The following is a 25,355-nucleotide window of genomic DNA, read 5'->3' as shown; positions in this document are numbered from 1 at the left end:
GTTAACTCTCTTGCGATTGCAGGTAAGCGACGCGCTGCTGAATAAACTGCTGCGTCTTCGCTGAAATTTGTCCCATTACCAAAGCTTGTTGATAGGCTTGTAATGCTTTATCCATCTCTTGGGTACGCTCGAGAGCAATCCCTAATCCGAGCCACCAGCGACCGTCGTAAGGCTCACTTTTAACTAGTTGTTGATAGCTCTCTAACGCACGCGAGTTATCTTTAAGCTGTTGTGCCAATGCACCTCGCATCGCTAGGTAATCACTTGGCGCACCTTGAGGCAGTTTCCCTAACACAGATAAAGCCGCTTGTGGTTGTGACTCATTGACTAGCAATTTCGCCAAAGTCAGTCGCAGTCCAGGTTGCTCGCTATTACGAGCAAGACCTTGTTGCAACGTCGCCACCGCTTGGCGGGTTTCACCACGCCCGTAGTAAAGCGCTGACAGTTTTTGGCGCGCTTCCACCCAATCAGGTTGGTACTTCATGGCTTTGGTTAGGTAATCGATGCCTTTCTGGCTGTTACCCGATTTCACCGCTTTCATCGCACGACGGAATTCAATTTGAGCAAGCTCTTGACCAGAAAGCTCCACCGCCTCGATAGTTAGGCTTTGTTCACCATTGTTTAATTCATCAAAGCTTGATTCATCCAAACCTGAACCGTCATGGCTTTTTTCAACATGACTTTTTCCGACACGGCTTTCATTTGTGCCACTCTGTTCTGGCTGCGTTTCATCATTCAGATCAGCTGAACTTTGGAGGCGCGCGACTTTTACGGGCTCTGCAACCACCGCTTGGGTTGCTTTTGGTACTGGAGCTACCGCCGCTTTTGGCTGAACAGTATTGGCTGTCGATGCAGGCTTAGATACCGTCGTTTTTTCTTCTGGCGCACTCTGAGTCAGCGGCTTAACTGGCTCTGCTTTAGCAGTCATAACAGGCGTCTTCGCATGCTGCGAGCTCTCGGTAACACTCGGCTTATTGCTAGCTTGAGCTTGTGACGATTTCGTCACTAGCACGGGTGTTTGCGCAGCTTTGTCCTGTTCACCATTTGCACCACGATCAACTTCACTGCGTAATTCACCACTAACAACACCGTTAGCAGCCGCTGTATTCGTGGCTAGCTCTTGTGGTTGATAACTGCCCAGCCACCATCCGAGTCCAATCGCCAGTGCTAAGGTACTCGCTCCACCCAACAGCCATAGTGGTGTGCGTGACTGAGGTACTGGCTTAATATGCGCAGCTTTCAATGGCGTATTTTCAGGGGCGCTATGCGCTAACTTATTGTTATCAGAATCAACTTGGCGCTGTTTCGCCAAGCCAGACAACATTTTATTAATTTCACTCATGCTGACTTCCATCCCCACATGACAGGGAAGGTCCATGATGGTTGGCTTGCGCCATGGGTTTCTTTAATAGCGAGTAATAACGATTGTTGGCTCACTTCAGCTTCACGACGACTCATAGTGACCAATAATGCTTTATGACATAACACGTTAATAATGCGTGGGATCCCACGACTTGCTCGCCACAGGGCGCGATATAAAGGTAAAGAAAATAGATTTCGCTCACAGCCAGCACGCGTTAAACGGTGCTCGATATAAGCAATAGTTTCAGCCAAATCTAACGGGCGCAAAGCAGCACGAAAGGTTATACGTTGCTGAAGTTGACGTAATTGGTGTTGCTGGAGGCGATGATCCAACTCAGGCTGACCTATGAGGACAATATGCAGCAACTTCTCCTGCTCAGTTTCTAAGTTACCTAATAGACGCAGCGCTTCTAAAGCTTCATCTGGTAAGGCTTGGGCTTCATCAAGCAACACGACTACCGACTGACCATTTTGCTTACGCGTAATCAGCTCTCGGTGTAGACGCGCAGTAAGCGTCGTCATATCACCATCCGTTGCCAGTTCTAATTCTTTCGCAATCGCAACACGTAACTCTTGGGCGCTGGTGACAGGGGTCGGCAAATACACCAAATCAAAATGTTGAGGTAATTGGTGGATCAACATCCGACACACCAAGGTTTTCCCCGTCCCCACTTCACCAGCAATATGTACGATCCCTTCTCCCATCTGCAGCGCTGCTAACACGGTTTCTATCGCTTCTAAATGCGATGGCAACGCATGAAATAACGCAGTATTGGGCGTTAGGGTGAAAGGTGCCTGTTCAAATTCAAAATAGGACTCGTACATACACCACCGTATTAGTTATCTTCAGGGAACCAATCGGTCACTAAGGTGCGAGAACGCTCAATCTCTTTCTGCCAAGTCTGCTCACCAACAACAGTTGGTTTAAGCAAGATCACCAGCTCGGTTTTTTGGGTAATTTTATTAACGTTACGGAACAAATGGCCTAGCGCTGGAATATCACCCAGCAGCGGTACTTTTGATACCTGATCTGCCGTTTGTGACTTCATTAAGCCACCAATCACCACGACATCACCGCTACGAGCATGGATCACCGAATCCGACTCTCGAATTGAGCTTTTCGCCAATGGCAGTTTGTAGACGCCAAATTGTGAGCCCAGATCGATCTCTTTCGATTCCGTTACCACATCAACTACCGCAGGGTGAACATGCAGTAAAACTTCACGCTCATCGTTAATTTGTGGTGTCACATCAAGTGAAATACCGGAGAAAAATGGGGTTAGTTCAATATCCGGAGATGCCTGACTGTTATCGCCACTCACTTCACCACCGGAAATATCTGTCACGAAATACTCATCACCACCGACTTTGATAATGGCTTTCTGGTTATTCGCCGCTGTTACACGCGGGCTTGATAGCACATTCAAGTCACCTTGAGTTTCTAAGAAGCTCAATACCGCCTCAAAATTGCCATCTTTAATGGTGATATTGGTTTGACCGCCAAGAGCAGCCGCGATGGCATCACCGCCCGGAAGTGGGATCACACCGGCCGCGTTATTCACGCCAGTACGACCAAAAATAATGTCGGTGCCACCAATGCTGGAAGTAATGTTGCTCCAATTGATCCCTTGCTGGTAACCATCATTAAGCGTGACTTCCATGATTTTGGCTTCAAGCACCACTTGGCGTTTCAAACGTTCTTGAGAAACGCCCAGAAACTCTTTAACTTCGCGCAATTCATTCGGATAAGCACGTACACTGATCAAGCTCGCTTGTGGTGACACCACGATGCTGCGGCCCTGACCACTGCCAATCATGGCAGTCACTGCTTTCTCTAGCTGAGTCCAGAAATCACTTTCCGACAAAGTTTCGATGCTACTACCACCAGTAGGCGTCGTATTTTTCTTATTGCTGCTATTGTTGTTATTGCTGTTGTTCTTGTTATTTGAATTGGAACTAGAATTCGACTTTGAGCTATTGTTCTGGCTGTTATTGGTCATCGAGCCAGTAGTAATCGATGTCAGTGATACACCACGACGTTGCAGTTGCAAGTAATCAACAGGGATCACTTCTGTGCGCAAGGTCGCCGGGAATACTTTGATGATGTTGCCCTGACGCGTCGCGTTATAGCCGTAGATATCAGACACCACCGCGAGCACTTCATCGAGTGTGACATCTTGTAGTTTCAGCGAAATACGTCCACTGACTTTAGGGTGGATCACCATATTAAAAGGCGTGCCTTTAACGAGACTGCCAAAGAATGCCCGAGCATCGACATTACGCGCATTCACTCGGAATCGCTTTTCCAACGAGCTTGTAGAGGCGAAATCTTTACCGTCTAACGACGGCATCAAGTCATCATTAACTGAGGTCGGTAAGTCAACCAGCGGACGGCTATTAGCTTCATTTGCAGCCACATTCAATTCTTGTTTGATCTCGACCGGATCTCGGTGTCCCATATTGGTCGAGCAGCCAATTAACGACGCTAGAGCAACGCCAATAACTAATCTACGCATGATAACTACTAACCTTTAATTTGTTTTTATATTCTCGGCAAACAACTCGAGTTGCCACTGCTTTCCATTGCGCGTCACTGTCACGCTATCATCATGGATGGCGGTTAAGGTGTAGCCGCTGACTCGCCCACCGACACCTACGAGCTTGTTATTTATAATCACATTACAGTCACTCTGCTGCTCGCAGAAAATACCCTGTAATTGCGGCACCCGTGCTCGCACTTTTACTTGTTTTTTCGCTGGCGCTTGCCAGCCTAATGGCGCCGTGGGATCTTGGCTGGCCCATGCCGTATGACTCGATGCACTCGCCACCAGCATCGCGGCCAATAGTCCCCATCGCTGCTGTTTTGTTATCATCATTAGCCACCTATGAAATCTTTACTTTCACCCAAGGTGTACACATTGAGTTGAATATCTGCCCACGGGTAACGATCCACCTGATAATTCAGACTTTGCCAGTAATACTTCACTGGTAACTCTTCCAATTGCTGAAGATAATTCACCACATCAAAATAGCGACCACGCAAATTCAATTGCACGGGATGAATGTAATAACCTTCATCATCACCACTGATCAATTGCACTGACGGCATAGACTGCAAGCTCACCAGTTTCAATCGCTCGCTACGGCGCAACACATCTTCCATCAAACTCGACATCTGCACTGGTGTCACCAAACTACCGACACGTCCCTCTAGCTGTTGATTAAGTTGACGATTAACAACGCGTAAATCTGCAATTTTTTGGTCGACTTCAACATCCGGATCTTGGCTCAATTTACGGCTCATGAGCGTAATTTGATTATCACTGTTGATCAGTTGATTGGTGGTATTGATCACTTGCAACTTGGCATTCGCTAATTGGTTCATTTGCGGCTCAAGCACCACAATAAAACCAACAAAAAGCAATGCGACCCAGCCTGAAATGAAAATTAAAATTTGCTCTCGCTGACTCAGCTCATCAAAACGATCAACGAGCTGATACCAATAATTACTCATTGCTCGCTCCTACTGACACGTTGCTACGAGTCGCCTGAAGTTGGAAAGTCACGACATTTTCATTTTCTTCTTGGCGACCTAATTTCATCACTTGGAAACGACGATCCATCAGGTGCTCGTGAGATTGGAAAGCTTGGATCCAACTCGGTACTGACTCAGGAGAACGGGCTATTCCCGCCAAGTCCAAGGCATGACCCGTCGCAAAAATATGGTTCAAAGAAATGTCACCGTTAGCCGCATCGGAAAGTTCTCGCAGCATGCCGGCAAAACCAACTCGTAAGCTGTCATCATGTCCTTCGATAGCTTTAAGCGTGGCTTGTTGCGCGGCGATGTGTTGCTCAAGGTTACCCGCTAACTCCACTTTGAGTGGGCTTGGAATATGCTCAGCTAAGCGTTGTTTGAGCCCTGTGATTTCACTTTGCTTAACCGCCAGACGGTTTTGCTCTGCCGCTAATTTTTGGCTCACAACATAGTTTTGCCATTGGTGCCATCCCGCTAGTGCGCCAATCAACATCGCGCCAATCACCCAACTCGCCGCTACATTCGGCAAAGTTAACAGCTGAGTTTTCGGCTTTAAGCCTTCGCTATAAAGATCGATTACGGCTTCAGGTAACTCAGAAAAACCAGACCACGCAATACGGGAAGCATTTGAATCCAGTGCCACAGCAGAAGGTGCAACAGCAACCACCTTAACACTCAAGCGCTCACTCAGCTCTTGAGCCAAGCGGAGATCGTCTTCGCCATCACAAGAAATCAGCAATTGTGCGATCGGCATATCACGCAGCTGTGCACTCAAGAAGTCTAGCGAGCGCTGCAACTCCAATGCTAAGCCATCAAGCTGTAACTGAACTTGAGTAGCACTGGCATCGTCACCCATTAAAGGAAAAGTTACGCCACGTAGTTGACGCTGAAAACACATGACCTGACGTTTAAATGCCGTGAGGTGTAGCCCTGCATCTTGACGACGGTGAAGGATCAATTGACTCATGGAGCCGGAAGTGAATGCGCCCCACTGAACTTCTTCAGTTGAGATAGTGCTAACATCACTGCCCGCTTGGCGAATTGCTTTGATTAGCGGTTCAAGTACCGTACGACTCGCCGCAAAGACTTGAAGACGCTCTTTAAGCGGAGCAATAAAACCATCCGCCACCATCTCCATTGGTGACTCATTAACTAAGTCTTTAATCAAGAAAGGCAGCGCTGTTGCCCACTCTTCTTGCGGGATCTCAGGTTTCTCAATCAATAACGATTGATACAATCCATGACCAAGCACGATCTTGGTTTGACAATCAACCAAGTGGTTGCGCTTGAGTAATTCCTCAATCGCGGTCACGCGTTGGGCTGAATTGGTGGCTTCAATGGTGTCGATAACCCACAGCTCATCGGCCTGAAAAGCTAATGTCAGCGATTCAGGAAATATTGCCACGCTAATTTGTTGGCGCTGTTTGTTATTTCGGATAAATCGACTAAAAAAAGAATGGGCTTTCATGGCATCCAAATCAAAGACTTATGCTGAAAAAGGTATAGTCATAGTCAATACTTTGACTATTTTACATTAAATTAATACTAATAAGTACGTAAAATAACTATTTTTTATGGCTAGAGCGAAATAAAAATTTTGTGGGCTTTACATCTTCAGTAAGTTGTTTTGCCAAACTCATTTCCGGCGCGAAATAGCGGCCTTGACCCGCAGCAACGCCTAACGATTTCAATACATTCCACTCTTTTTCATTCTCAACGCCGACCGCAATCACTTGCGCTCTACTATCGCCGCAAGCACCCAGCATTGAACGTACAAAAAGTTGATTTTCTTGTCGTAAATTTATTTCACGTATCAGGCTACGATGAAGCTTAATAAAGTCCACATTGAGGTCTTTAATGTAGTGGGTACTCACAATGGTTCGCCCAGCTTGATCGACCACCAGCTTACAACCTAAGCCGACAATCATACGAGCGATAGGCCGCATGGCATCTAGGTGTTTCACCAATGCCCCTTCCGTCACTTCAAACGATAAACGGGTTAATACCATGCGCGGTGTTTGCAGTAATTCATCACGAAGCCAACGCACAAAATCACGTTCCAATAACGAGGTGACATTAACGTTCACTGATAGCACTTCATCCGGTGGTAACTGCTTTAATGAAGCTAATGTTTTGCTGATCACCTGTTTGTCCATCCGCACGGTATAACCCACTTGTTCTACCGCGGTCATAAAGCGCGATGCTTTGATCTGTACTCCGTTTTCATCCTTAATACGAGCCAGCAATTCACGGTGGACAACCTCACCATCAAGCGCACTGATCACAGGTTGCTGATAGAGGTCTATCGCGTTGGCGTTAAACACGGCATCAAAGAGTGTTCGCCATCGAACACTACCTCGCGCATCTTCCCCTTGTTGTTCCTTCTTAAATGCGAACCAATTATTTGACGCTTGCAGCTGAGCACTACGCAATGCCATATCTGCTTCGTCCATAATTCGACCTCGGCGTTCACCACTGGCAAACGTGGTTAAGCCAATATGGCACCAGTTATCCGGCTCTAGCGGCGGCGGTGGAAGCAAACGCTCTAGCGCATTAAGCATCTGATTGGTGAATAAACGCACTTCCTTCACCGATTGCTGTGGCAGCATGATTGCAAATTCGGCGTCAAAGTATCGCGATAAAACCGTATCAGGATAACGTTGAATCAAGTTAGATAGGATCATGCCAACATCGTGAATCAGCTCATCGGCCTGCTCTTTCCCTTGCTCTGCCAGCAGCTCATCCCAATCCGCCAAGCGGATCAAAATCACCGCCCCGTGAGTTTCTTGATCTTGAAGCGCTGACTGTAATCGACTGTCAAACAACACTCGGTTAGCTGCGCCTGTTAACTGATCGAGGAAGGTATGGGTACGAATAAAGGTATCAAAGCGGCTACGCTCTTGGCGGGCATCTTTCAACTCGGCGATCATTTGATCCAAAGCCAGACTGGCTGTAGCCGGCCATTCTTTTTCATCGCCGACGGCGTGCTCTTCCACCCTTCCGGCTAATATCATTCGCCCACGTTCTTCTAAGAGCTCAGAGCCCTGTAACTGTTGACGAAGCCAGTTCACGCCCCATACGAGTCCGAGAATAATGGTCATGATCGCGAGACTGATCGACGACATAGCGCCAATCGAATAGGTAAATTCGGTATAAGGTGGTAGGGATTTTAAGGTGACGTAAAAGCCGGGGTTTTGTTCGAGCTGATAATAGCCTTCATGAAGAATGTTTGGATCAGGTAGCTTTTGCAGCCCTTTAAAGGCATAGATCACCCCTGAGTCACTCCCCACTTCCAACTCAATCACATTACTGGCTTTGAGTAATTTAGGGAGCCAACGGGATAGCCCTTGCGAACCTTGAGGATCGGCAAGCTCTTGGTCTATCACTTCCACAATCCCATCCAGATAATGGGTTAAGTAATCCTGACCTAACTTACGAAAACTAAGTGCTCCACCAACAAAAACAATGAAGATGGCACAAATCACAATAAGCGTGACAAAAGCAACCAAGCGGTTGGTTAACTTCATCCCTGAGACTTTTCTCATAACTTCCTGCTTCACATAAAGTTCTGAATCAAATATAAAGGGTTGATAGATGAATACAATACGCAACCCGGCAAGCATCAAAAAACAGTATGTGGCATAGCTACCCTGACTGTTATGATAAAGATGTTAGCTATTTGTAATGATTATCACTTGTTCGCGCCACAAAGTGAACATTCGCTACTGATTTTCGTTCACTGCATCACTGGATTTTTATGGATTGGATAACCTGCACCAAAAGCTTTGTCACTGTTGTTGAAAAAGGCTCGCTGGCACAAGCGGCGACTCAGCTCAATACATCCAGCTCGGCACTGTCAAAACGGCTATCTTGGCTGGAAAAACAGCTGGGAGTTCAGCTATTAAAGCGCACAACGCGCAGTTTAACCGTGACCGATGCAGGAGAATTGTTTTATCAACGCAGTACACGGTTATTGGATGACTGGCATCAAATGCTTGCCGAAACGACTTCGACCTATAGCGAGGTCAGCGGAGTGTTAAGAATAGGCGCCCCACTCGCGACAGGCAGCCGTGTATTGGTGCACTATTTGGCTGAATTTATGGATCGTCATCCCAACATCCAAGTTGAGCTCCATACCATCACCGCAGGGCAGTTGCCGGATCTCAATCTCGATGTATTCATCACCCGAGAGCTGACCGATTTTAATTCCTCGAGCTACATCGCCACAAAACTGTTTGATTTCCAGCCGCGCTTTTATGCCTCGCCAAGCTATTTAGCCAACAAGCCGCTGATCGAAACACCAGAGCAACTCAGTCACCACAACTGTCTGTTATTTGGAGTATATGGTCACGAACAAGTACATAATTTTGAAAACGATATTCAGCTAAAACTGAGAGGAAATTTCACTACCCAGAATCCTGAGGCTTTAGTGGCGGCAGCCGTTTCTGGGATGGGGATTATTTTAGCAGGCGAAAACACCATCAAGCGCGAGTTAAGCAAAGGGTTATTAGTGCCAGTATTGCCGGAATTAAAGCAAGCCAAAAATACCGCTTATGCCTATTACCCGAAGCTGGATTACAACCATGTAAAAACCAAGCTCTTCATTGATTTCATTAAAGAAAAAGCGGCGCCAATGACAGTATGATGGAATGAGATAAAACACCAAATACAAAAAAGCTCCGCATATAACGGAGCTTTTGAGATCTAAGCACTTAAGCTGGATTTAGAACGGAATGTCGTCGTCGAAATCCATTGGTGGCTCATTGTATTGCTGCTGTGGCTGTTGTGCCGGCGCTTGCTGAGGAGCCGCTTGTTGTTGTGGTGCAAAGTTGTTTTGCTGCGCAGCAGGTTGTTGAGGTTGACCCCAGTTACCTTGTTGCTGCTGACCGCCCATAGGCATGCCTTGACCACCGCCTTGACGACCACCAAGCATTTGCATTGTGCCGTTAAAGCCTTGTACTACTACTTCAGTGGTGTAACGCTCTTGACCGTTTTGGTCTTGCCATTTACGAGTCTGAAGTTGACCTTCGATGTAAACTTGAGAGCCTTTACGTAGGTATTCACCAGCAACTTCTGCAACTTTACCGAATAGCGCAACACGGTGCCATTCCGTTTTCTCACGTTGCTCACCAGTGTTTTTATCACGCCATGACTCTGAAGTAGCAACAGTAATATTTGCTACTGCACCGCCGCTTGGCATGTAACGGATCTCTGGGTCATTACCTAAGTTACCGACTAGGATAACTTTATTTACGCCACGACTGGCCATAGTTAGCTCCAAATTTCGTCAGACGCAGCGTCAATCTTCGCTGCTACAAATATAAGTTTAGATGTGATCGCGAAGTCTATCATGGATAGGTAGCTGACGGCTATGCCGACTCACCGCGACAATAAAGATACTTTATCGAGCTTTATCTCTGCTCGCTTCTATACTGTATCTTTATACAGTTTATTCTTTCAAGCCCCTTACGGCTATGCCATAATAATTGTCTTATTTATCACCAGATGCACGGCGGATATGGATCAAATCGAAGTCAGGGGTGCACGTACGCACAACCTAAAGAATATCAATCTTACTATTCCACGCGATAAGCTGATTGTTATCACCGGCTTATCAGGTTCCGGCAAGTCTTCCCTTGCGTTCGATACCCTATATGCCGAGGGTCAGCGCCGTTATGTTGAGTCGCTATCAGCATATGCACGCCAATTCCTGTCGCTGATGGAAAAGCCCGATGTCGATCATATTGAGGGCTTATCGCCAGCGATTTCCATCGAACAAAAGTCGACCTCGCATAACCCGCGTTCCACTGTGGGTACCATCACCGAAATCTACGATTACCTGCGTTTGCTCTATGCTCGAGCCGGTGAACCACGCTGTCCAACCCATGATGTCACTTTGGCGGCGCAAACCGTCAGCCAAATGGTCGACCAAGTGCTGACACTGCCTGAAGGCAGCAAAATGATGTTACTGGCACCGATCGTCAAGGATCGCAAAGGGGAACATGTTAAAACCTTGGCCAACCTCGCAGCTCAAGGGTATATCCGTGCACGTATCGATGGCGAAGTGTGCGATCTTTCCGATCCTCCAACACTAGAGCTTCACAAAAAACACACCATTGAAGTGGTTGTCGATCGTTTTAAAGTGCGTGACGATCTCCAACAGCGCTTGGCAGAATCGTTTGAAACAGCACTCGAGCTGTCAGGCGGTACCGTTACTGTGAGCCCTATGACGGAAGGCGAGCATGATGAGATTGTTTTCTCCGCCAACTTTGCTTGTCCGCACTGTGGCTATAGCATGCAAGAACTTGAGCCGCGTTTGTTCTCGTTCAACAACCCTGCAGGCGCATGTGGCACCTGTGATGGCCTCGGGGTACAACAATACTTTGACCCTGATCGCGTAGTACAAAATGGTGAGTTGAGCCTCTCTGGTGGGGCGATCCGTGGCTGGGATAAACGTAATTTCTACTATTTCCAAATGCTCAACTCCTTAGCCGACCATTATGGCTTTGATGTTGAGGCGCCATTTGATTCACTGCCAACCAAGATCCAAAATATTATTCTGACTGGTTCTGGCAAAACCGACATTGAATTTAAATACATCAATGACCGTGGTGATATCACAGTACGTCGTCATCCATTTGAGGGGATCCTCAATAACATGGAGCGCCGCTACCGCGATACAGAATCTAACGCGGTACGTGAAGAGCTCAGTAAGTTTGTATCAACCAAGCCATGTGCTAGCTGTGAAGGATCGCGCCTGCGCCAAGAAGCCCGTCATGTCTTCATTACCGATACCACCTTGCCGCAAATTTGTGAGTTCAGTATTCAAGAAGCGCTTACCTTCTTTGAACAATTAGCACTCAGCGGTCAACGGGCCAAAATCGCTGAGAAGATCTTAAAAGAGATCCGTGACCGTCTATCTTTCTTGGTCAATGTCGGCCTAAACTACCTGAACCTTTCTCGTGGTGCTGATACCTTATCCGGTGGTGAAGCCCAACGGATCCGCTTAGCTAGCCAAATTGGTGCTGGGTTAGTGGGCGTAATGTATGTGTTGGATGAACCTTCAATCGGTTTGCACCAACGCGATAACGAACGTCTGCTCAAAACCCTGACTCACCTGCGTGATTTAGGCAACACTGTAATTGTGGTCGAACACGACGAAGACGCTATTCGCGCCGCCGATCACGTGATTGATATCGGCCCGGGAGCTGGGGTACATGGTGGTCAAGTAATTGCCGAAGGTACCATGGCTGATATCCAACAATCCACGGAGTCACTAACAGGACAATATCTCAGTGGCGCAAAATCCATTGCTGTGCCTGAGACGCGTGTGCCTTTCAACCCTGAAAAAACAGTTAAGTTATTAGGCGCAACGGGCAACAACCTCAACAACGTAGACGTTGAAATTCCGGTAGGCTTATTCACTTGCATCACAGGGGTATCTGGTTCGGGTAAATCGACCTTGATCAACGATACGTTTTTCCGTATCGCGCATCACCAACTCAACGGTGCCACCAGCGGTGAGATTGCCCCGTACCGTGAAATCCAAAATCTTGAACATTGCGACAAAGTAATCGATATCGACCAAAGCCCAATTGGTCGCACCCCGCGCTCAAACCCTGCTACTTACACAGGGATTTTCACTCCTATCCGTGAACTGTTTGCCGGAACCCAAGAGTCGCGAGCACGAGGCTACAAACCAGGTCGATTCAGCTTTAACGTAAAAGGCGGTCGCTGTGAGGCCTGTCAAGGTGACGGGGTGATCAAAGTAGAGATGCACTTCTTGCCCGACGTTTATGTGCCATGTGACATGTGTAAAGGCAAGCGCTACAACCGTGAAACGTTGGAAGTGAAATATAAGGGCAAAACCATCGATGAGGTGTTAGACTTGACCGTCGAAGATGCTCGTCAATTTTTTGACCCCGTTCCGGCTATTGCCAGAAAGCTGCAAACCTTAATAGATGTTGGTCTATCCTACATCCGCTTAGGACAAGCTGCGACCACCCTTTCAGGCGGTGAAGCACAACGAGTGAAATTAGCCCGCGAGCTTTCCAAACGTGATACTGGTAAAACCCTGTATATCTTGGATGAGCCGACCACAGGTCTGCACTTCCATGATATTCAACAACTACTTACGGTACTGCACCGCTTACGCGAGCACGGCAATACCATTGTAGTGATTGAGCATAACTTAGACGTGATCAAAACAGCGGACTGGATCATCGATTTAGGTCCGGAGGGCGGTAGCGGCGGCGGTAATATTATCGCAACAGGTACCCCCGAAGCGGTCGCGCAAGTGGAAGGTTCGCATACCGCGAGGTTTTTAAGCCCCTTACTTGCTCAAGGGAAAAGCTAATTAATCAGCTTAATTATCAGTAAAAGCAGGGCTCAACGAGTACCTGCTTTTTCTTTGGCACTTATACCCTGCTTTGTAATACCGAGTTGCTAAGGCAAACTGGAATAAGGGTAATTATCAATGATGGAACCGAGATGACAGTGTTACACCTCCAAGGGACACGGCTTGCCCAACCGGGGATCAGCAAACCTTTGGTCAAACCCTTTCTAGCCTCAATGTGCTTGCTCTTCGTCCATGCTTTGCTGTATTTCCAGCACAACCAAGGCGGCTCGGGGCTTGAATTACCTTTCAATGCCACTAGCTGGATCCCATTTAGCTTTGCGATTGGTATTGGCTTACTCGAAATCAGCCGCCAGCGGATTATTCGTTTTACCCGTCTCACTGGTGTGTTATTTGTCTGCTGTTTACTACTGACATTACCTATTTTCTACCCCAATGCCGATATTGCAGCGGTTAGCGATCGTATCTTTGGCTTATGGGCTGGGTTTCTATTTTTTGTCGCACTCCAGCAGTTTGCTTTTACCCCAAGTCGCCGCCAGCTGCTCTTGTGGTTTATCTTACTTGGCATCCTGACTCAAACCTTATTTGGCTGGTATCAATACCTGTTTATCAGCGCAGACAATGCTTTCGGGTTTGATCCTACAACCAGTCGCCCTCACGGTATTTTTCAACAACCGAATGTCATGGCGAGTTTCTTAGCGACAGGTCTCGTGCTGTCAGGCTACCTACTCGCACGTGTACCTATGTACCGTGGCAAATGGTCATTCCAACAAGCACTGTTACTGCTCACTCCAGTTTTAGTTATTCCGATCTTGGTGGTACTAAGCTCGCGTACTGGCTGGCTTGGCGCTATTGTCGGGGTATTGTTACTCACTCCATACCTCAAGCGATTCGCCGCTAAAGCGCAATGGCGGATGTGGTTTTTGATGATTGCGCTGGGCTTGGCGACTTCTTATAGCATCAACCAATCCACAGGATGGGAAGTAAAAGAAGAGCGAGTAACGCTAGAAAGCCCACGCTCAATCCATATTCCGCAATCCATCAAGATGTTTGCCACTAAGCCACTGACAGGTTACGGCTATGGCACCTTTGAGGTATCTTACCTCACTCAAACCGCACGTTGGCATCAAGCCGATCCAACCCAACCGGCAGGTATTCCAGCTTTAGATCACCCACACAACGAACTCACTTTCTGGGCATCGGAAGGTGGCATAGTGCCATTACTGGCGCTGTTAATTGCTGCAACAGCGGTGGCGCTTAAAATTCGTAAAGCACGAGAAGGCAGCCAACTGGCGCTGGTCGCGCTTTTCTTCCCTATCACTTTGCACTCCCAGCTTGAGTATCCGTTCTACCACTCATTGGTGCACTGGGTGCTGTTTATTGTCTTGATCTATTGGGTCGATAACCTGACCGCCAAATACCACAAAAAGCCACTTCAGTATGTTCTGGGGATCAAAGTCAGTGCATTACTACTGCCGCTACTCATTAGTAGCTATATGATCACGACCTTGTATTCTGGCAAGATGCTGACGCGCTTTGAGACGACTCTGCCGCTCAATATTGATTACCTTATGAAGGTGAATAACCCATGGGCATGGAAGCACCGTTATGAATGGGCGGTCCACCAGCCGCAATTAGAGCTAGCCGCTAAAGCCAATAAGCCAGAACTGCTTAAAGAATACATTCGCTGGGCAAGCGAAAAAGCCAAAACCTGGCCTCGCCAACAGCTGTACAGCAACCTTATTGTGGCGTACCGCTTATTAGGTGAAGATGATCATGCCCAGCAGATTTACCAAGAGGCCATGTTCCTTTTCCCTGAAGGGGATTTCAGTGAACAACTCGCGACGCTATCACTCGATAAACAAGCGAGCCAAGCTAACAGTAGCGCTCAATCCAGTGCGTCTGCCAACCAGTAAGCGCTTATGACTAAGACCGAAAAATAACAAAGGCGACCACAAGTTACTCTCGTGGTCGCCTTTCTCTTTATTAGTTAACTTAGCCCGTTAGAGGCTCAGTGTACTCTCGGCTACTTCAACGTGCTTTCAAGTGCCTTCAAACACAGCGCAACATTCTCATTTCGCGCCGCATAGCCCATCAAACCAATACGCCATGCTTTACCCGCTAAATCACCTAAGCCTGCCCCTATTTCAAGGTTATAACGATTAAGTAAGGTAGCGCGTACTGCTGCATCATCAACGCCTTGTGGAATATACACCGCATTCAATTGAGGAAGGCGATGAGCCTCCTCAACCACAAATTCAATACCCAGTGATTCTAAACCAGCTTTTAAGGCTTGGTGAGCATCACGATGGCGTTGCCACGCTTGCTCTAACCCTTCGTTTTTCAGCAATACTAAGGCTTCATGCAAGGCGTACAAACTATTGACGGGGGCTGTATGGTGGTAGCTACGTTTGCCTTCCCCACTCCAATACCCCAACACCAAACTTTGGTCAAGGAACCAACTCTGAACAGGGGTAGTGCGCGCTTCAATTTTCGCAATCGCCTTCGGCGAAAAAGTCAGCGGGGATAGTCCCGGCACACATGACAAGCACTTTTGGCTACCCGAGTACACGGCGTCCAATTGCCACTCATCAACCAATAAAGGCACACCGCCCAGTGACGTCACCGCATCCACAACAGTCAAACATTCGTGGCGACGTGCCACTTCAGCAATGGCTTTAGCATCACTTAATGCACCCGTTGAGGTTTCAGCATGAACAAAAGCCACCAGCTTCGCATCAGGGTTCGCTTGCAGTGCCTCTTCTACTCGTTGCGGATCAACAGGTTCACCCCAAGCATTATCCACCATCACAGCTTCACCGCCACAACGCACCACGTTTTCACGCATACGCTCGCCAAACACGCCATTCCGACACACAATCACCTTGTCACCCGGCTCAACCAGATTCACAAAGCAAGCTTCCATCCCTGCACTTCCCGGCGCCGATACCGCAATCGTGAATGCATTTTGAGTTTGAAAGGCATATTGCAGCAACTGTTTAAGCTCATCCATCATCCCAATAAAAGTGGGATCTAAATGGCCTACCGTTGGTCGGCTCAGCGCTTGCAATACTTGCGGATAAATATCCGAAGGCCCAGGCCCCATCAAAGTACGTTGTGGTGGATAAAAGCTTCCTATTGTCATCGTTATTCTCCTAGAGGTAATTGCATGAAGGATCTGTTGACCCTAGTTATAGTTCAGAATTATGTAGGGTAAATTTTTAACTTTCATTGGTGTGACAGTGAATTATCAACTCATACAAGTTATTTCAATTTATTTGCATAATCAATCATGGATGTGTTGACAACCTCATAACAAATCCGATTCAATGGAGTCAGTTTTTGTTCATCCTGCTTTGTATTTCAGCAGGTCAAAACAGAAGAGGAGCGTTACCCAGGTATCGGATTTGCGGGGCCCCACCCCAAAGCAAGTTCAGAGAGGGGGAGTAACGCCGAGATACAGCAACGCAGGGGAGTTGTTGTATCGGCCTTGAAGGTTGAATCCTTCAGGCTGTCACTACGCGTCTTTGAAAGGAATCCTGAAGGCGCATAGTGGGGAGCTTCTGGTTGTCGTGATGTTAATCCGTCTCACCGCTTGATACTACCACTGTCGGTAGCACCTCCCGCTTATTTCATTCGATTCCTATACTATCCGTTGTTCTAGGAGACATGTTTTGAGCCCGAATTCTATTTCTGCATCAAACCCGAATCTTGTTGTCGCTAAATTTGGCGGCACCAGTGTTGCCGATCATCAAGCGATGCGTCGCAGCGCTGCCATTGTCGCGAACAATCCCAATACCAAGTTAGTGTTGATCAGTGCCTGCTCAGGGGTAACCAACCAATTGGTTGAGCTGGCGAAAGGGATCAATGATCCTGCTCTGCGTTTACAGCGTATTCAAACGCTGACCCAAACTCACCAAGCGATTCTTGATCAGCTCAATGAACCAGACGTAATAAGCCAAGCGGTTTATCAACTCTTGGATCATATTGCGACCTTAGCGGAACAATCCGCAATAGCACCAAGCGCAGCTCTCACCGATGAACTTGTGGCTAATGGTGAGCTATTATCCACCCACTTGTTTAGTCAAATCCTTCGTGAACAAGGTATTGATGCCGTACGTTTTGATATCCGCCAAGTGATGCGCACCGACAGTCGCTACGGTAAAGCCGTGCCAAATCCAACCGCTATCCGCCAATTGTCACAACAACACCTTGCTCCTCTCCTAACCAACCAAGTGGTGATCAGCCAAGGCTTTATTGGCTCAGATGAAGATAATCACACGACAACCTTAGGTCGGGGCGGCAGTGATTACAGCGCAGCATTAATGGCTGAGGCTATCAATGCCACCACGCTAGAAATTTGGACCGATGTACCGGGGATGTACACCACTGATCCCAGAATTGCAGCCAATGCACAGCCGATCAAAGAGATCAGCTTTAGCGAAGCATCAGAAATGGCCAACTTTGGGGCGAAAATTTTACACCCATCCACTTTAGTTCCTGCGATTCGCCAACAAATTCCGGTCTTTGTCGGTTCATCTAAAGCTCCAGAGCTCGGTGGCACTTGGATCCGCCAGCATGTGCAAGATGCACCGCTTTTTCGCGCCGTCGCGCTACGATGTAATCAAACGATGGTGACTCTAACCAGTTTGAATATGTTCCATGCCTACGGCTTCTTAGCTGAAGTCTTTCGGATCTTGGCAGAGCACAAAATTTCCATTGATTTGATCACCACCTCAGAAGTGAGTGTGTCATTGACTCTCGACCAAACCGATACCGCTGGCGGTGCCCCAACGCTACCACCGAGTGCCATCGAAGCCCTTAGCGAGCTCTGTCGAGTCGAGATCGAGCAAGAGCTTTGCCTAGTGGCATTGATCGGTAATCAAATGAGCCAAACTCAAGGCTCAGTTAGCCAAGTGTTTAATACCTTAGAACAACACCCATTACGTATGGTGTGCTACGGCGCCAGTCCTCATAATCTGTGCTTTCTGGTTGATCAAAGCCGCGCTAAAAACGTAGTCAAACAGCTCCACCAGCAGTTATTCGAATAAGTTCTAGGTCTCTCATACAACAAAGGCACTCCGTGGAGTGCCTTTGTTTTTATTGCAATTATAAGTTAGGTCCGAGCCATTTTTCGGCTTCATCCAACGACCAACCTTTTCGCTTTGCGTAGTCTTGCGCCTGATCATGTTGGATCTGTGCTACAGCAAAGTAACGGGAGTCTGGGTGTGAGAAATACCACCCCGACACTGAAGCGCCAGGCCACATCGCATAACTGCTTGTCAGCGACATTCCTATCGTTTCTTCCACTTTCAGCATGTCCCATAAAGTGCCTTTTTCAGTGTGCTCTGGACACGCAGGGTAGCCCGGAGCAGGACGGATCCCTTGATACTTCTCGCGGATCAGCTCTTCATTCGACAAACGTTCATCAGCTGCATAACCCCAGATCTCAGTACGCACCTTTTCATGCAGACATTCTGCAAATGCTTCAGCCAAACGATCAGCCACCGCTTGAATCATGATCGCGTTGTAATCATCCCCTTGCGCTTTAAAAACATCCGCCATTTCACGCTCACCTATCCCACCAGTCACTGCAAATGCCCCTATCCAATCGGCTTTACCACTCTCTTTCGGGGCAATGTAGTCAGACAAGCAGTAATTAAACCCTTTCGGCTTTTCAGTCTGCTGACGAAGATGGTGCAGCACATGCGCCACTTGGCTGCGACTTTCGTCACTGTACACTTCAATATCATCGCCAACACTGGCGGCAGGAAACAACGCACACATCCCCCGTGCTTTGAGTAACCCTTCACGTTCGATTCGATCTAGCCAATCATTGGCATCTTTAAACAAACGTTGTGCTTCCTCACCGACCTCTTCATGCTCAAAAATTGTTGGGTATTTGCCCATCAAGGTCCACGTCATAAAGAAAGGCGTCCAATCAATGTATTGACGTAAAGTAGCAATATCAAAATCATCAAACACATGCACGCCAGGTTTTGCAGGCATTGGGGGCGTGTAGTTATCCCAATCAATCGCCACCTTGTTGGCATGTGCTTGCTCAAGCGTGACAGGCTTGGTTCGTGGTTTTTTACGGCTATGTTGATCGCGAACACGTTCATAATCACGATCTAGAGTTGCCACAAAATCAGGTTTTAATTCATTAGATAACAGCGAAGTACAGACCCCTACTGCGCGAGAAGCATTATTCACATAAACCACAGGCTGATGATAATTTTGCTCAATTTTCACCGCGGTGTGGGCTTTGGAGGTTGTCGCTCCGCCAATAAGCAAAGGTAAATCAAATCCTTGTCGCTCCATCTCTTTCGCGACATGAACCATTTCATCCAGTGATGGGGTGATCAACCCCGACAAGCCGATAATATCGACCTGCTCTTCTTTTGCCACTTTCAAGATTTGCTCACACGGCACCATCACCCCAAGGTCGATAATTTCGTAGTTATTACACTGCAAAACAACCCCCACGATATTCTTACCGATATCGTGAACATCACCTTTTACTGTCGCCAACAAGATCTTACCGTTAGATGACCCTGCCTGTTTTTCTTTGTTAATGAATGGCTCAAGGTGGGCTACCGCTTGTTTCATCACTCGCGCTGACTTCACCACCTGAGGTAGAAACATTTTTCCTTCACCAAACAAATCACCGACCACGTTCATGCCATCCATCAACGGACCTTCGATCACCTCAAGTGGCTTGGAAGCGTTCACGCGTGCTTCTTCGGTGTCTTCAACAATAAACTCGGTGATCCCTTTCACCAACGCGTGCTCCAAACGTTTTGCGACAGGCCAAGTGCGCCATTCCTGCGCGGCGGCATCTTCTTCCTTACCAACGCCTTTACCTGCATATTCAGCGGCAATATCCAGCAAACGTTCTGTACCATCGTCGCGTCGGTTCAGTACTACGTCTTCCACCGCCTCACGCAATTTTTCAGGAACATTATCGTAGATTTCGAGCTGTCCAGCGTTAACGATCCCCATATCCATGCCGTTTTTAAAACAGTGATACAGGAATACCGCATGGATGGCTTCACGCACATAGTTATTACCGCGGAAAGAGAAGGAAACATTTGAGACGCCCCCCGAGATCATTGCGTAAGGTAGATCACGCTTAATGTCGGCAACCGCTTCAATAAAGTCGACCGCATAATTGTTGTGTTCTTCGATACCAGTCGCGACGGCAAAAATATTCGGGTCAAAAATAATGTCTTCCGGTGGAAAGCCCACTTCATCAACTAAAATACGATAAGCATTAGTACAGATTTCTAACTTACGAGCACGAGTTTCTGCCTGCCCCAACTCATCAAACGCCATCACAATCACTGCCGCCCCGTAACGACGAATTAATTTGGCTTGAGCTACGAACTTTTCTTTGCCTTCCTTAAGAGATATCGAGTTAACAATGCCCTTGCCTTGAATGCACTTAAGACCAGCTTCGATCACTTCCCATTTCGAAGAATCGACCATGATTGGCACTTTGGAGATTTCTGGCTCCGAGGCACAAAGGTTGAGAAAACGCACCATGCAAGCTTCTGCATCGAGCATCCCTTCATCCATGTTGATATCAATAATTTGGGCGCCGTTTTCTACCTGCTGGCGAGCAACTTCGAGCGCCTCATCATATTGCTCTTCTTTGATCAAACGCTTAAAGCGCGCCGATCCAGTTACATTGGTTCGCTCACCAACATTAATAAATAAGGTGTCTTTCTCTATGGTCAGCGGCTCAAGTCCGGATAACCGACAGGCCACAGGAAGTTCAGGCAACGAACGAGGTGGAATATCAGAGGTCACTTGCGCCATTTGCCGAATATGTTCAGGCGTGGTACCACAACAGCCGCCAACCAGATTCAAAAAGCCACTTTGTGCCCACTCTTTAATATGAGTCGCCATCTCCTCAGGGCTGAGGTCGTACTCGCCAAAAGCATTCGGTAAACCAGCATTGGGGTGAGCGGAAACATAACACTCAGAAATACGCGAAAGTTCTTCAACATATTGGCGCAGCTCATCTGGACCAAGCGCACAGTTAAGACCAAAAGAAATCGGTTTGACATGGCGAAGCGCATTATAGAAAGCTTCGGTGGTTTGCCCTGACAACGTACGCCCAGAGGCATCGGTAATGGTGCCAGAAATCATCACTGGCAGCTCAACCCCTAACGCTTCAAATACCGACTCAACCGCAAAAGCACATGCTTTGGCATTTAAGGTATCAAAGATGGTTTCGATCAAAATCAGATCACTGCCACCTTCAATCAAAGCTCGAGTCGACTCAGAATAAGCGGCAACCAAATCATCAAAGCTCACATTACGAAAGCCGGGATCATTAACATCCGGTGAGATCGAACAAGTGCGATTCGTAGGGCCAAGGACTCCCGCAACAAAGCGTGGTTTTTCTGGGGTTTTCGCCGTCCACTCATCAGCCGCTTGGCGGGCAAGCTTGGCTGCTTCAAAATTGATTTCCGCGCTGAGGCTTTCCATATCATAGTCAGCCATCGCAATCGTAGTCGCGTTAAAAGTATTGGTTTCTAAGATATCAGCGCCAGCTTCAAGGTAAGCGGAATGGATATCTTTGATCAGCTGCGGCTGCGTCAGCACCAAGAGATCATTATTACCTTTCAGATCACTATGCCAATGGCGAAAGCGTTCACCACGATAATCTTCCTCTTCCAACTTATATCCTTGGATCATGGTGCCCATGCCACCATCAATGATCAGGATTTGTTGTGCTAACCTTTGCGCCAGTAGTCCATTGCCTTTAGCCACTATTTACTTCCTTATTTAGTGTTACAGCTCATTCACATCCTATCATAGCAAAGATGGAAATCTAGACGTCTAAAGTGAATAAAGTCAGAAAAACTAATTCGTTTAAACCATCATTTTTTTATGGCTATCAGCAGCTGATGGTTTTATATTTTGTGACAATTTTTAACTTTACACATTCACCAATTCGGGGTTCAGAATGTCTGTATACAGTACCTTATGCTTTATGGCGGCAGCAGCAATGCTCATCGCTTTTATCAATAGCAAAATAGGCAAGATGCAAACCACCATCGCTATTACCGCTGGCGCACTGGTGTTATCAATAGGGATAGTGATCGCTGGTCAAAATGGCTGGTTCAACCTACAAGATATTGCCGCCGAGCAATTAGGGAAGATTAACTTTGAGAGCTTCTTGTTAAAAGGGATCTTGGGATTCTTACTGTTTGCAGGCGGACTGGGCATCAAACTGCCTAACCTCGAAGACCAAAAGTGGGAAATCACAACCCTCGCCCTCGGCGCGACCTTATTCTCCACTTTCTTCATCGGCGGTGCTTTATGGGGAGCATGCCAGCTGATTGGTATCCAATTTGATTTTATCTATTGCCTATTGTTTGGCGCACTCATCTCACCGACTGACCCCATCGCTGTTCTTGCTATCGTTAAAAAGCTCGATGCTCCTCGCCGGATCTCAACCCAAATCGAAGGCGAATCGTTATTTAACGACGGTTTTGGCTTAGTGCTTTTTGTGACCCTCTTTACCATCGCCTTCGGTAATACCGCACCTACCGTACTCGGTGTTGGTCAGCTTTTCCTTCAAGAGGCGATTGGTGGCATCGCTTACGGCTTTGCATTGGGCTTGCTATTCCATTACCTGATCAGCGCGACTAACGACCACTCCATGGAGCTTCTCTTAACCCTTGGCATCCCTACTGCGGGTTATGTATTTGCAGATGTGATCCACGTATCAGGCCCACTCGCAATGGTCGTGTCAGGCATCATGATTGGTAACTGGACGCGCTACATCGGTTTCTCGAAAGAGAGTGAAGATCACCTAGATCACTTCTGGGAGCTCGTTGATGAATTTTTAAATGGTGTGTTATTCCTGCTGATTGGTATGAGCATGCTGCAATTTAGCTTCCACCAAGAAGACTGGATGTTGATGGCTGTTGCCGTTCCTCTGGTGCTCCTTGGTCGTTACCTCAGCGTACGCTTGTCTTACTTCGGTTTCGAACGCTACCGTGATTACAACCCTTTCTCGGTACGTATCTTAACTTGGGGTGGCTTACGCGGCGGTTTAGCCTTAGCAATGGCGATGGCAATCCCTGCTGGCGTGATTGTGATCCCGGAGAAAAACATTGATGTTCGCGAAATGATTCTTGTGATGACCTATGCGGTGGTTGTGTTCTCAATTCTTATTCAAGGCTCAACGATCACTTCGCTGATCCACAAAGCGAAAGCGTGGGAAGCACAGAAGTAGCCACACCAACGCTAAATACCAGAACAACAAAGGCCTGCAGTCACGCAGGCCTTTTTAATATCTTCATTTTGTCACTATCTCCTTCCCCATCTAGGATTACTCATCCTTAGTAAAGTTATCTTCTGAGAAGTGATCTAGGTCGTATGGCGTTTGTTGATAAACACAATAATTCAGCCAATTGGCAAATAACAAATGCCCATGACTGCGCCAGCTAGCTATAGGTGGGCGATTAGGGTCATCATCTGGGTAATAGTTCACAGGGACTGCAGGCTCCATCCCTTCACCACAATCACGGACATATTCGTTATGTAAGGTATCGACATCATATTCCGGATGCCCCGTGACAAACACGTTACGCTTATCTTTGGTTGCCGCCAAATACACCCCTGCTTGTTCGGAAGTAGCTAACACGTCGAGATCAGTATGCTTAGCAAGATAACTCGGGGCAAAATCTGCATAACGTGAATGCGGCGCTTTAAAGCTCTCATCAAAACCACGCAATAACGGATGATGACAGTCATGCGTTTGGTGCCAATAAACGCCAGAGAGTTTTTCTTTACGCGTTCGCTTAGGTAAGTCATACAGAAGCTTTAAACCCGCTTGTGCCGCCCAACAGACAAACAGAGTCGAGGTCACGTGATCTTTGGCCCAATTCATGATGGTTTGAATTTCTTCCCAGTACAGTACATCTTCGAACTGCACTAACCCTAAGGGGGCACCAGTGACAATCAAGCCATCGAAGTTACGATCCTTAATCATTTCAAACTGACGATAAAAGGTATCAAGGTGTTCTTGCGGGGTATTCTTGGTCGGGCGATTATCGATCCGCAACAACTCCACATCCACTTGTAGTGGCGTATTCGATAATAAACGTAGGAACTGGGTTTCAGTCTCAATCTTCTTTGGCATCAGATTAAGCAACAACACTTTCAGTGGACGTATCCCTTGGCTTGCCGCTCGAGCCTCCGTCATCACAAAGATATTCTCACCACGCAAAATATCAGTTGCCGGCAAACGATCGGGAATTTTTATTGGCATCTCTTCACTCCTTTAAGATGTTTAGACGTCCATACATCCAAATAAAACTATACAAAGTAGAGCGTATTCGCAAGTGAAAATATAAAAATGAAAGAAAGCTCAGAGAAGTGTTGAAACAAATATAGGAAGGGTAATAAAAATAAAAGATGCAGATATGAAAAAACCCAGCCGAAGGCTGGGTTTTAGAAGGGGATTCAGCAATGACCTACTCTCACATGGGGAAACCCCACACTACCATCGGCGCTACAACGTTTCACTTCTGAGTTCGGCATGGGATCAGGTGGGACCATTGTGCTATTGTCGCTGAAAAATTCGTGGTGCTAGTACCCAGATTTGAACTGGGGACCTCACCCTTACCAAGGGTGCGCTCTACCAACTGAGCTATACCAGCACGCAATTCTTATTAAACAAAGTCTTACAGTTAATTGCTTTGTTTATCCGCATTGCGGTTAAATTGGAAGCCTGGCGATGTCCTACTCTCACATGGGGAAGCCCCACACTACCATCGGCGCTATTACGTTTCACTACTGAGTTCGGCATGGGANAAGCCTGGCGATGTCCTACTCTCACATGGGGAAGCCCCACACTACCATCGGCGCTATTACGTTTCACTACTGAGTTCGGCATGGGATCAGGTGGGTCCATAATGCTATGGTCGCCAAGCAAATTCTGTTTATCTTACGCCGTTGGCGGAAGATACAATCTGGGAAAATCTAACTAGTTTCTCGACACTCATTCAAGTGCTCATGGAGTCCATAAAAACCCCTTGGGTGTTGTATGGTTAAGCCTCACGGGCAATTAGTACAGGT

At 47.3% G+C, this 25,355-nt stretch carries 16 protein-coding genes, 1 tRNA gene, 2 rRNA genes and 1 riboswitch; of the genes, 5 read left to right on the top strand and 14 right to left on the bottom strand.

Annotation, left to right across the window (positions count from 1 at the left end; translation table 11 throughout):
• Position 1: 1 nt before the first annotated feature.
• The 7 genes from A3K86_RS10085 to csrD all read right to left on the bottom strand — a co-directional run bounded on the left by A3K86_RS10085 (position 2) and on the right by csrD (position 8,442).
• The gene (locus A3K86_RS10085) at positions 2-1,342 is read right to left on the bottom strand and encodes a tetratricopeptide repeat protein (RefSeq protein ID WP_068330775.1); all 1,341 of its coding nucleotides are present in this window, start codon (positions 1,340-1,342) and stop codon (positions 2-4) included.
• On the bottom strand, positions 1,339-2,187 hold the full coding sequence (locus A3K86_RS10080; RefSeq protein WP_068330774.1) for an ExeA family protein: 849 nt from the start codon (positions 2,185-2,187) through the stop codon (positions 1,339-1,341). The genes A3K86_RS10085 and A3K86_RS10080 overlap by 4 nt, the downstream gene beginning before the upstream one ends.
• A gap of 11 nt (positions 2,188-2,198) precedes the next feature.
• The gene (mshL, locus tag A3K86_RS10075) at positions 2,199-3,878 is read right to left on the bottom strand and encodes a pilus (MSHA type) biogenesis protein MshL (RefSeq protein WP_068330773.1); all 1,680 of its coding nucleotides are present in this window, start codon (positions 3,876-3,878) and stop codon (positions 2,199-2,201) included.
• 15 nt (positions 3,879-3,893) lie between these two features.
• Positions 3,894-4,238 carry an MSHA biogenesis protein MshK gene (locus A3K86_RS10070; RefSeq protein ID WP_232321955.1) on the bottom strand — a complete coding sequence of 115 codons (345 nt, stop codon included), beginning with the start codon at positions 4,236-4,238 and terminating at the stop codon, positions 3,894-3,896.
• Positions 4,238-4,876 (bottom strand): type II secretion system protein GspM, encoded by a 639-nt coding sequence (gspM, locus tag A3K86_RS10065; RefSeq protein ID WP_068330771.1) that lies wholly within the window; start codon positions 4,874-4,876, stop codon positions 4,238-4,240. The genes A3K86_RS10070 and gspM overlap by 1 nt, the downstream gene beginning before the upstream one ends.
• Positions 4,869-6,365 (bottom strand): PilN domain-containing protein, encoded by a 1,497-nt coding sequence (locus tag A3K86_RS10060; RefSeq protein ID WP_068330770.1) that lies wholly within the window; start codon positions 6,363-6,365, stop codon positions 4,869-4,871. Before A3K86_RS10060 ends, gspM begins: the two co-directional genes overlap by 8 nt.
• A 97-nt stretch (positions 6,366-6,462) precedes the next feature.
• Positions 6,463-8,442 carry an RNase E specificity factor CsrD gene (gene csrD / locus A3K86_RS10055; protein WP_068330883.1) on the bottom strand — a complete coding sequence of 660 codons (1,980 nt, stop codon included), beginning with the start codon at positions 8,440-8,442 and terminating at the stop codon, positions 6,463-6,465.
• A gap of 212 nt (positions 8,443-8,654) precedes the next feature.
• Between csrD and A3K86_RS10050 the strand changes: the two genes are divergently transcribed.
• Entirely contained in the window at positions 8,655-9,542 is an 888-nt protein-coding gene (locus tag A3K86_RS10050; protein ID WP_068330769.1) for a LysR family transcriptional regulator, read from the top strand.
• A gap of 78 nt (positions 9,543-9,620) precedes the next feature.
• Here A3K86_RS10050 and A3K86_RS10045 read toward each other — a convergent pair whose 3' ends face one another.
• Positions 9,621-10,166 carry a single-stranded DNA-binding protein gene (locus tag A3K86_RS10045; RefSeq protein WP_068330768.1) on the bottom strand — a complete coding sequence of 182 codons (546 nt, stop codon included), beginning with the start codon at positions 10,164-10,166 and terminating at the stop codon, positions 9,621-9,623.
• 249 nt (positions 10,167-10,415) lie between these two features.
• Between A3K86_RS10045 and uvrA the strand changes: the two genes are divergently transcribed.
• On the top strand, positions 10,416-13,253 hold the full coding sequence (gene uvrA / locus A3K86_RS10040) for an excinuclease ABC subunit UvrA (RefSeq protein WP_068330882.1): 2,838 nt from the start codon (positions 10,416-10,418) through the stop codon (positions 13,251-13,253).
• 134 nt (positions 13,254-13,387) lie between these two features.
• Positions 13,388-15,169 carry a PglL family O-oligosaccharyltransferase gene (locus tag A3K86_RS10035; protein WP_068330767.1) on the top strand — a complete coding sequence of 594 codons (1,782 nt, stop codon included), beginning with the start codon at positions 13,388-13,390 and terminating at the stop codon, positions 15,167-15,169.
• A gap of 110 nt (positions 15,170-15,279) precedes the next feature.
• On the opposite strand, the gene A3K86_RS10030 is transcribed toward A3K86_RS10035, so the two are convergent.
• Positions 15,280-16,398 (bottom strand): pyridoxal-phosphate-dependent aminotransferase family protein, encoded by a 1,119-nt coding sequence (locus tag A3K86_RS10030; RefSeq protein ID WP_068330766.1) that lies wholly within the window; start codon positions 16,396-16,398, stop codon positions 15,280-15,282.
• Between the two features lie 227 nt (positions 16,399-16,625).
• Positions 16,626-16,824: riboswitch (Lysine riboswitch) on the top strand.
• 118 nt (positions 16,825-16,942) lie between these two features.
• Between A3K86_RS10030 and lysC the strand changes: the two genes are divergently transcribed.
• Positions 16,943-18,304: a lysine-sensitive aspartokinase 3 gene (gene lysC, locus A3K86_RS10025; protein WP_068330881.1), complete on the top strand. Its 1,362-nt coding sequence runs from the start codon at positions 16,943-16,945 to the stop codon at positions 18,302-18,304.
• A 58-nt stretch (positions 18,305-18,362) separates the two neighbouring features.
• Here lysC and metH read toward each other — a convergent pair whose 3' ends face one another.
• Complete coding sequence (gene metH, locus A3K86_RS10020; protein WP_084406560.1) at positions 18,363-22,034, bottom strand: methionine synthase; 3,672 nt, start codon at positions 22,032-22,034, stop codon at positions 18,363-18,365.
• A gap of 196 nt (positions 22,035-22,230) precedes the next feature.
• Here metH and A3K86_RS10015 point away from each other — a divergent pair, with 196 nt between their 5' ends.
• The gene (locus A3K86_RS10015; RefSeq protein WP_068330765.1) at positions 22,231-23,508 is read left to right on the top strand and encodes a cation:proton antiporter; all 1,278 of its coding nucleotides are present in this window, start codon (positions 22,231-22,233) and stop codon (positions 23,506-23,508) included.
• Between the two features lie 96 nt (positions 23,509-23,604).
• Here the strand turns inward: A3K86_RS10015 and metA are convergent, their stop codons facing one another.
• From metA to rrf (A3K86_RS09995), 4 genes are all read right to left on the bottom strand, one after another.
• Positions 23,605-24,546, bottom strand: a complete 942-nt coding sequence (metA, locus tag A3K86_RS10010; RefSeq protein ID WP_068330764.1) for a homoserine O-acetyltransferase MetA — start codon at positions 24,544-24,546, stop codon at positions 23,605-23,607.
• A 192-nt stretch (positions 24,547-24,738) separates the two neighbouring features.
• Positions 24,739-24,854 (bottom strand): 5S ribosomal RNA (gene rrf / locus A3K86_RS10005).
• A gap of 7 nt (positions 24,855-24,861) precedes the next feature.
• Positions 24,862-24,937: transfer RNA gene (locus tag A3K86_RS10000), tRNA-Thr, on the bottom strand.
• A gap of 156 nt (positions 24,938-25,093) precedes the next feature.
• Positions 25,094-25,209: ribosomal RNA gene (gene rrf / locus A3K86_RS09995) — 5S ribosomal RNA — on the bottom strand.
• Between the last annotated feature and the right edge of the window lie 146 nt (positions 25,210-25,355).

The sequence above is a fragment of the Photobacterium jeanii genome (assembly GCF_001650345.1).
Lineage (GTDB): Bacteria > Pseudomonadota > Gammaproteobacteria > Enterobacterales > Vibrionaceae > Photobacterium > Photobacterium jeanii.
The sequence above is the reverse complement of the archived record's forward strand: the minus strand, read 5'-3'. Positions and strand labels throughout refer to the sequence as shown.

Excerpts from the sequence above, each read along its gene's own strand:
- A3K86_RS10085 (WP_068330775.1), bottom strand. The coding sequence starts at position 1,342 with ATGAGTGAAATTAATAAAATGTTGTCTGGCTTGGCGAAACAGCGCCAA.
- A3K86_RS10080 (WP_068330774.1), bottom strand. The coding sequence starts at position 2,187 with ATGTACGAGTCCTATTTTGAATTTGAACAGGCACCTTTCACCCTAACG.
- mshL (WP_068330773.1), bottom strand. The coding sequence starts at position 3,878 with ATGCGTAGATTAGTTATTGGCGTTGCTCTAGCGTCGTTAATTGGCTGC.
- A3K86_RS10070 (WP_232321955.1), bottom strand. The coding sequence starts at position 4,238 with ATGATGATAACAAAACAGCAGCGATGGGGACTATTGGCCGCGATGCTG.
- gspM (WP_068330771.1), bottom strand. The coding sequence starts at position 4,876 with ATGAGTAATTATTGGTATCAGCTCGTTGATCGTTTTGATGAGCTGAGT.
- A3K86_RS10060 (WP_068330770.1), bottom strand. The coding sequence starts at position 6,365 with ATGAAAGCCCATTCTTTTTTTAGTCGATTTATCCGAAATAACAAACAG.
- csrD (WP_068330883.1), bottom strand. The coding sequence starts at position 8,442 with ATGAGAAAAGTCTCAGGGATGAAGTTAACCAACCGCTTGGTTGCTTTT.
- A3K86_RS10050 (WP_068330769.1), top strand. The coding sequence starts at position 8,655 with ATGGATTGGATAACCTGCACCAAAAGCTTTGTCACTGTTGTTGAAAAA.
- A3K86_RS10045 (WP_068330768.1), bottom strand. The coding sequence starts at position 10,166 with ATGGCCAGTCGTGGCGTAAATAAAGTTATCCTAGTCGGTAACTTAGGT.
- uvrA (WP_068330882.1), top strand. The coding sequence starts at position 10,416 with ATGGATCAAATCGAAGTCAGGGGTGCACGTACGCACAACCTAAAGAAT.
- A3K86_RS10035 (WP_068330767.1), top strand. The coding sequence starts at position 13,388 with ATGACAGTGTTACACCTCCAAGGGACACGGCTTGCCCAACCGGGGATC.
- A3K86_RS10030 (WP_068330766.1), bottom strand. The coding sequence starts at position 16,398 with ATGACAATAGGAAGCTTTTATCCACCACAACGTACTTTGATGGGGCCT.
- A3K86_RS10015 (WP_068330765.1), top strand. The coding sequence starts at position 22,231 with ATGTCTGTATACAGTACCTTATGCTTTATGGCGGCAGCAGCAATGCTC.
- metA (WP_068330764.1), bottom strand. The coding sequence starts at position 24,546 with ATGCCAATAAAAATTCCCGATCGTTTGCCGGCAACTGATATTTTGCGT.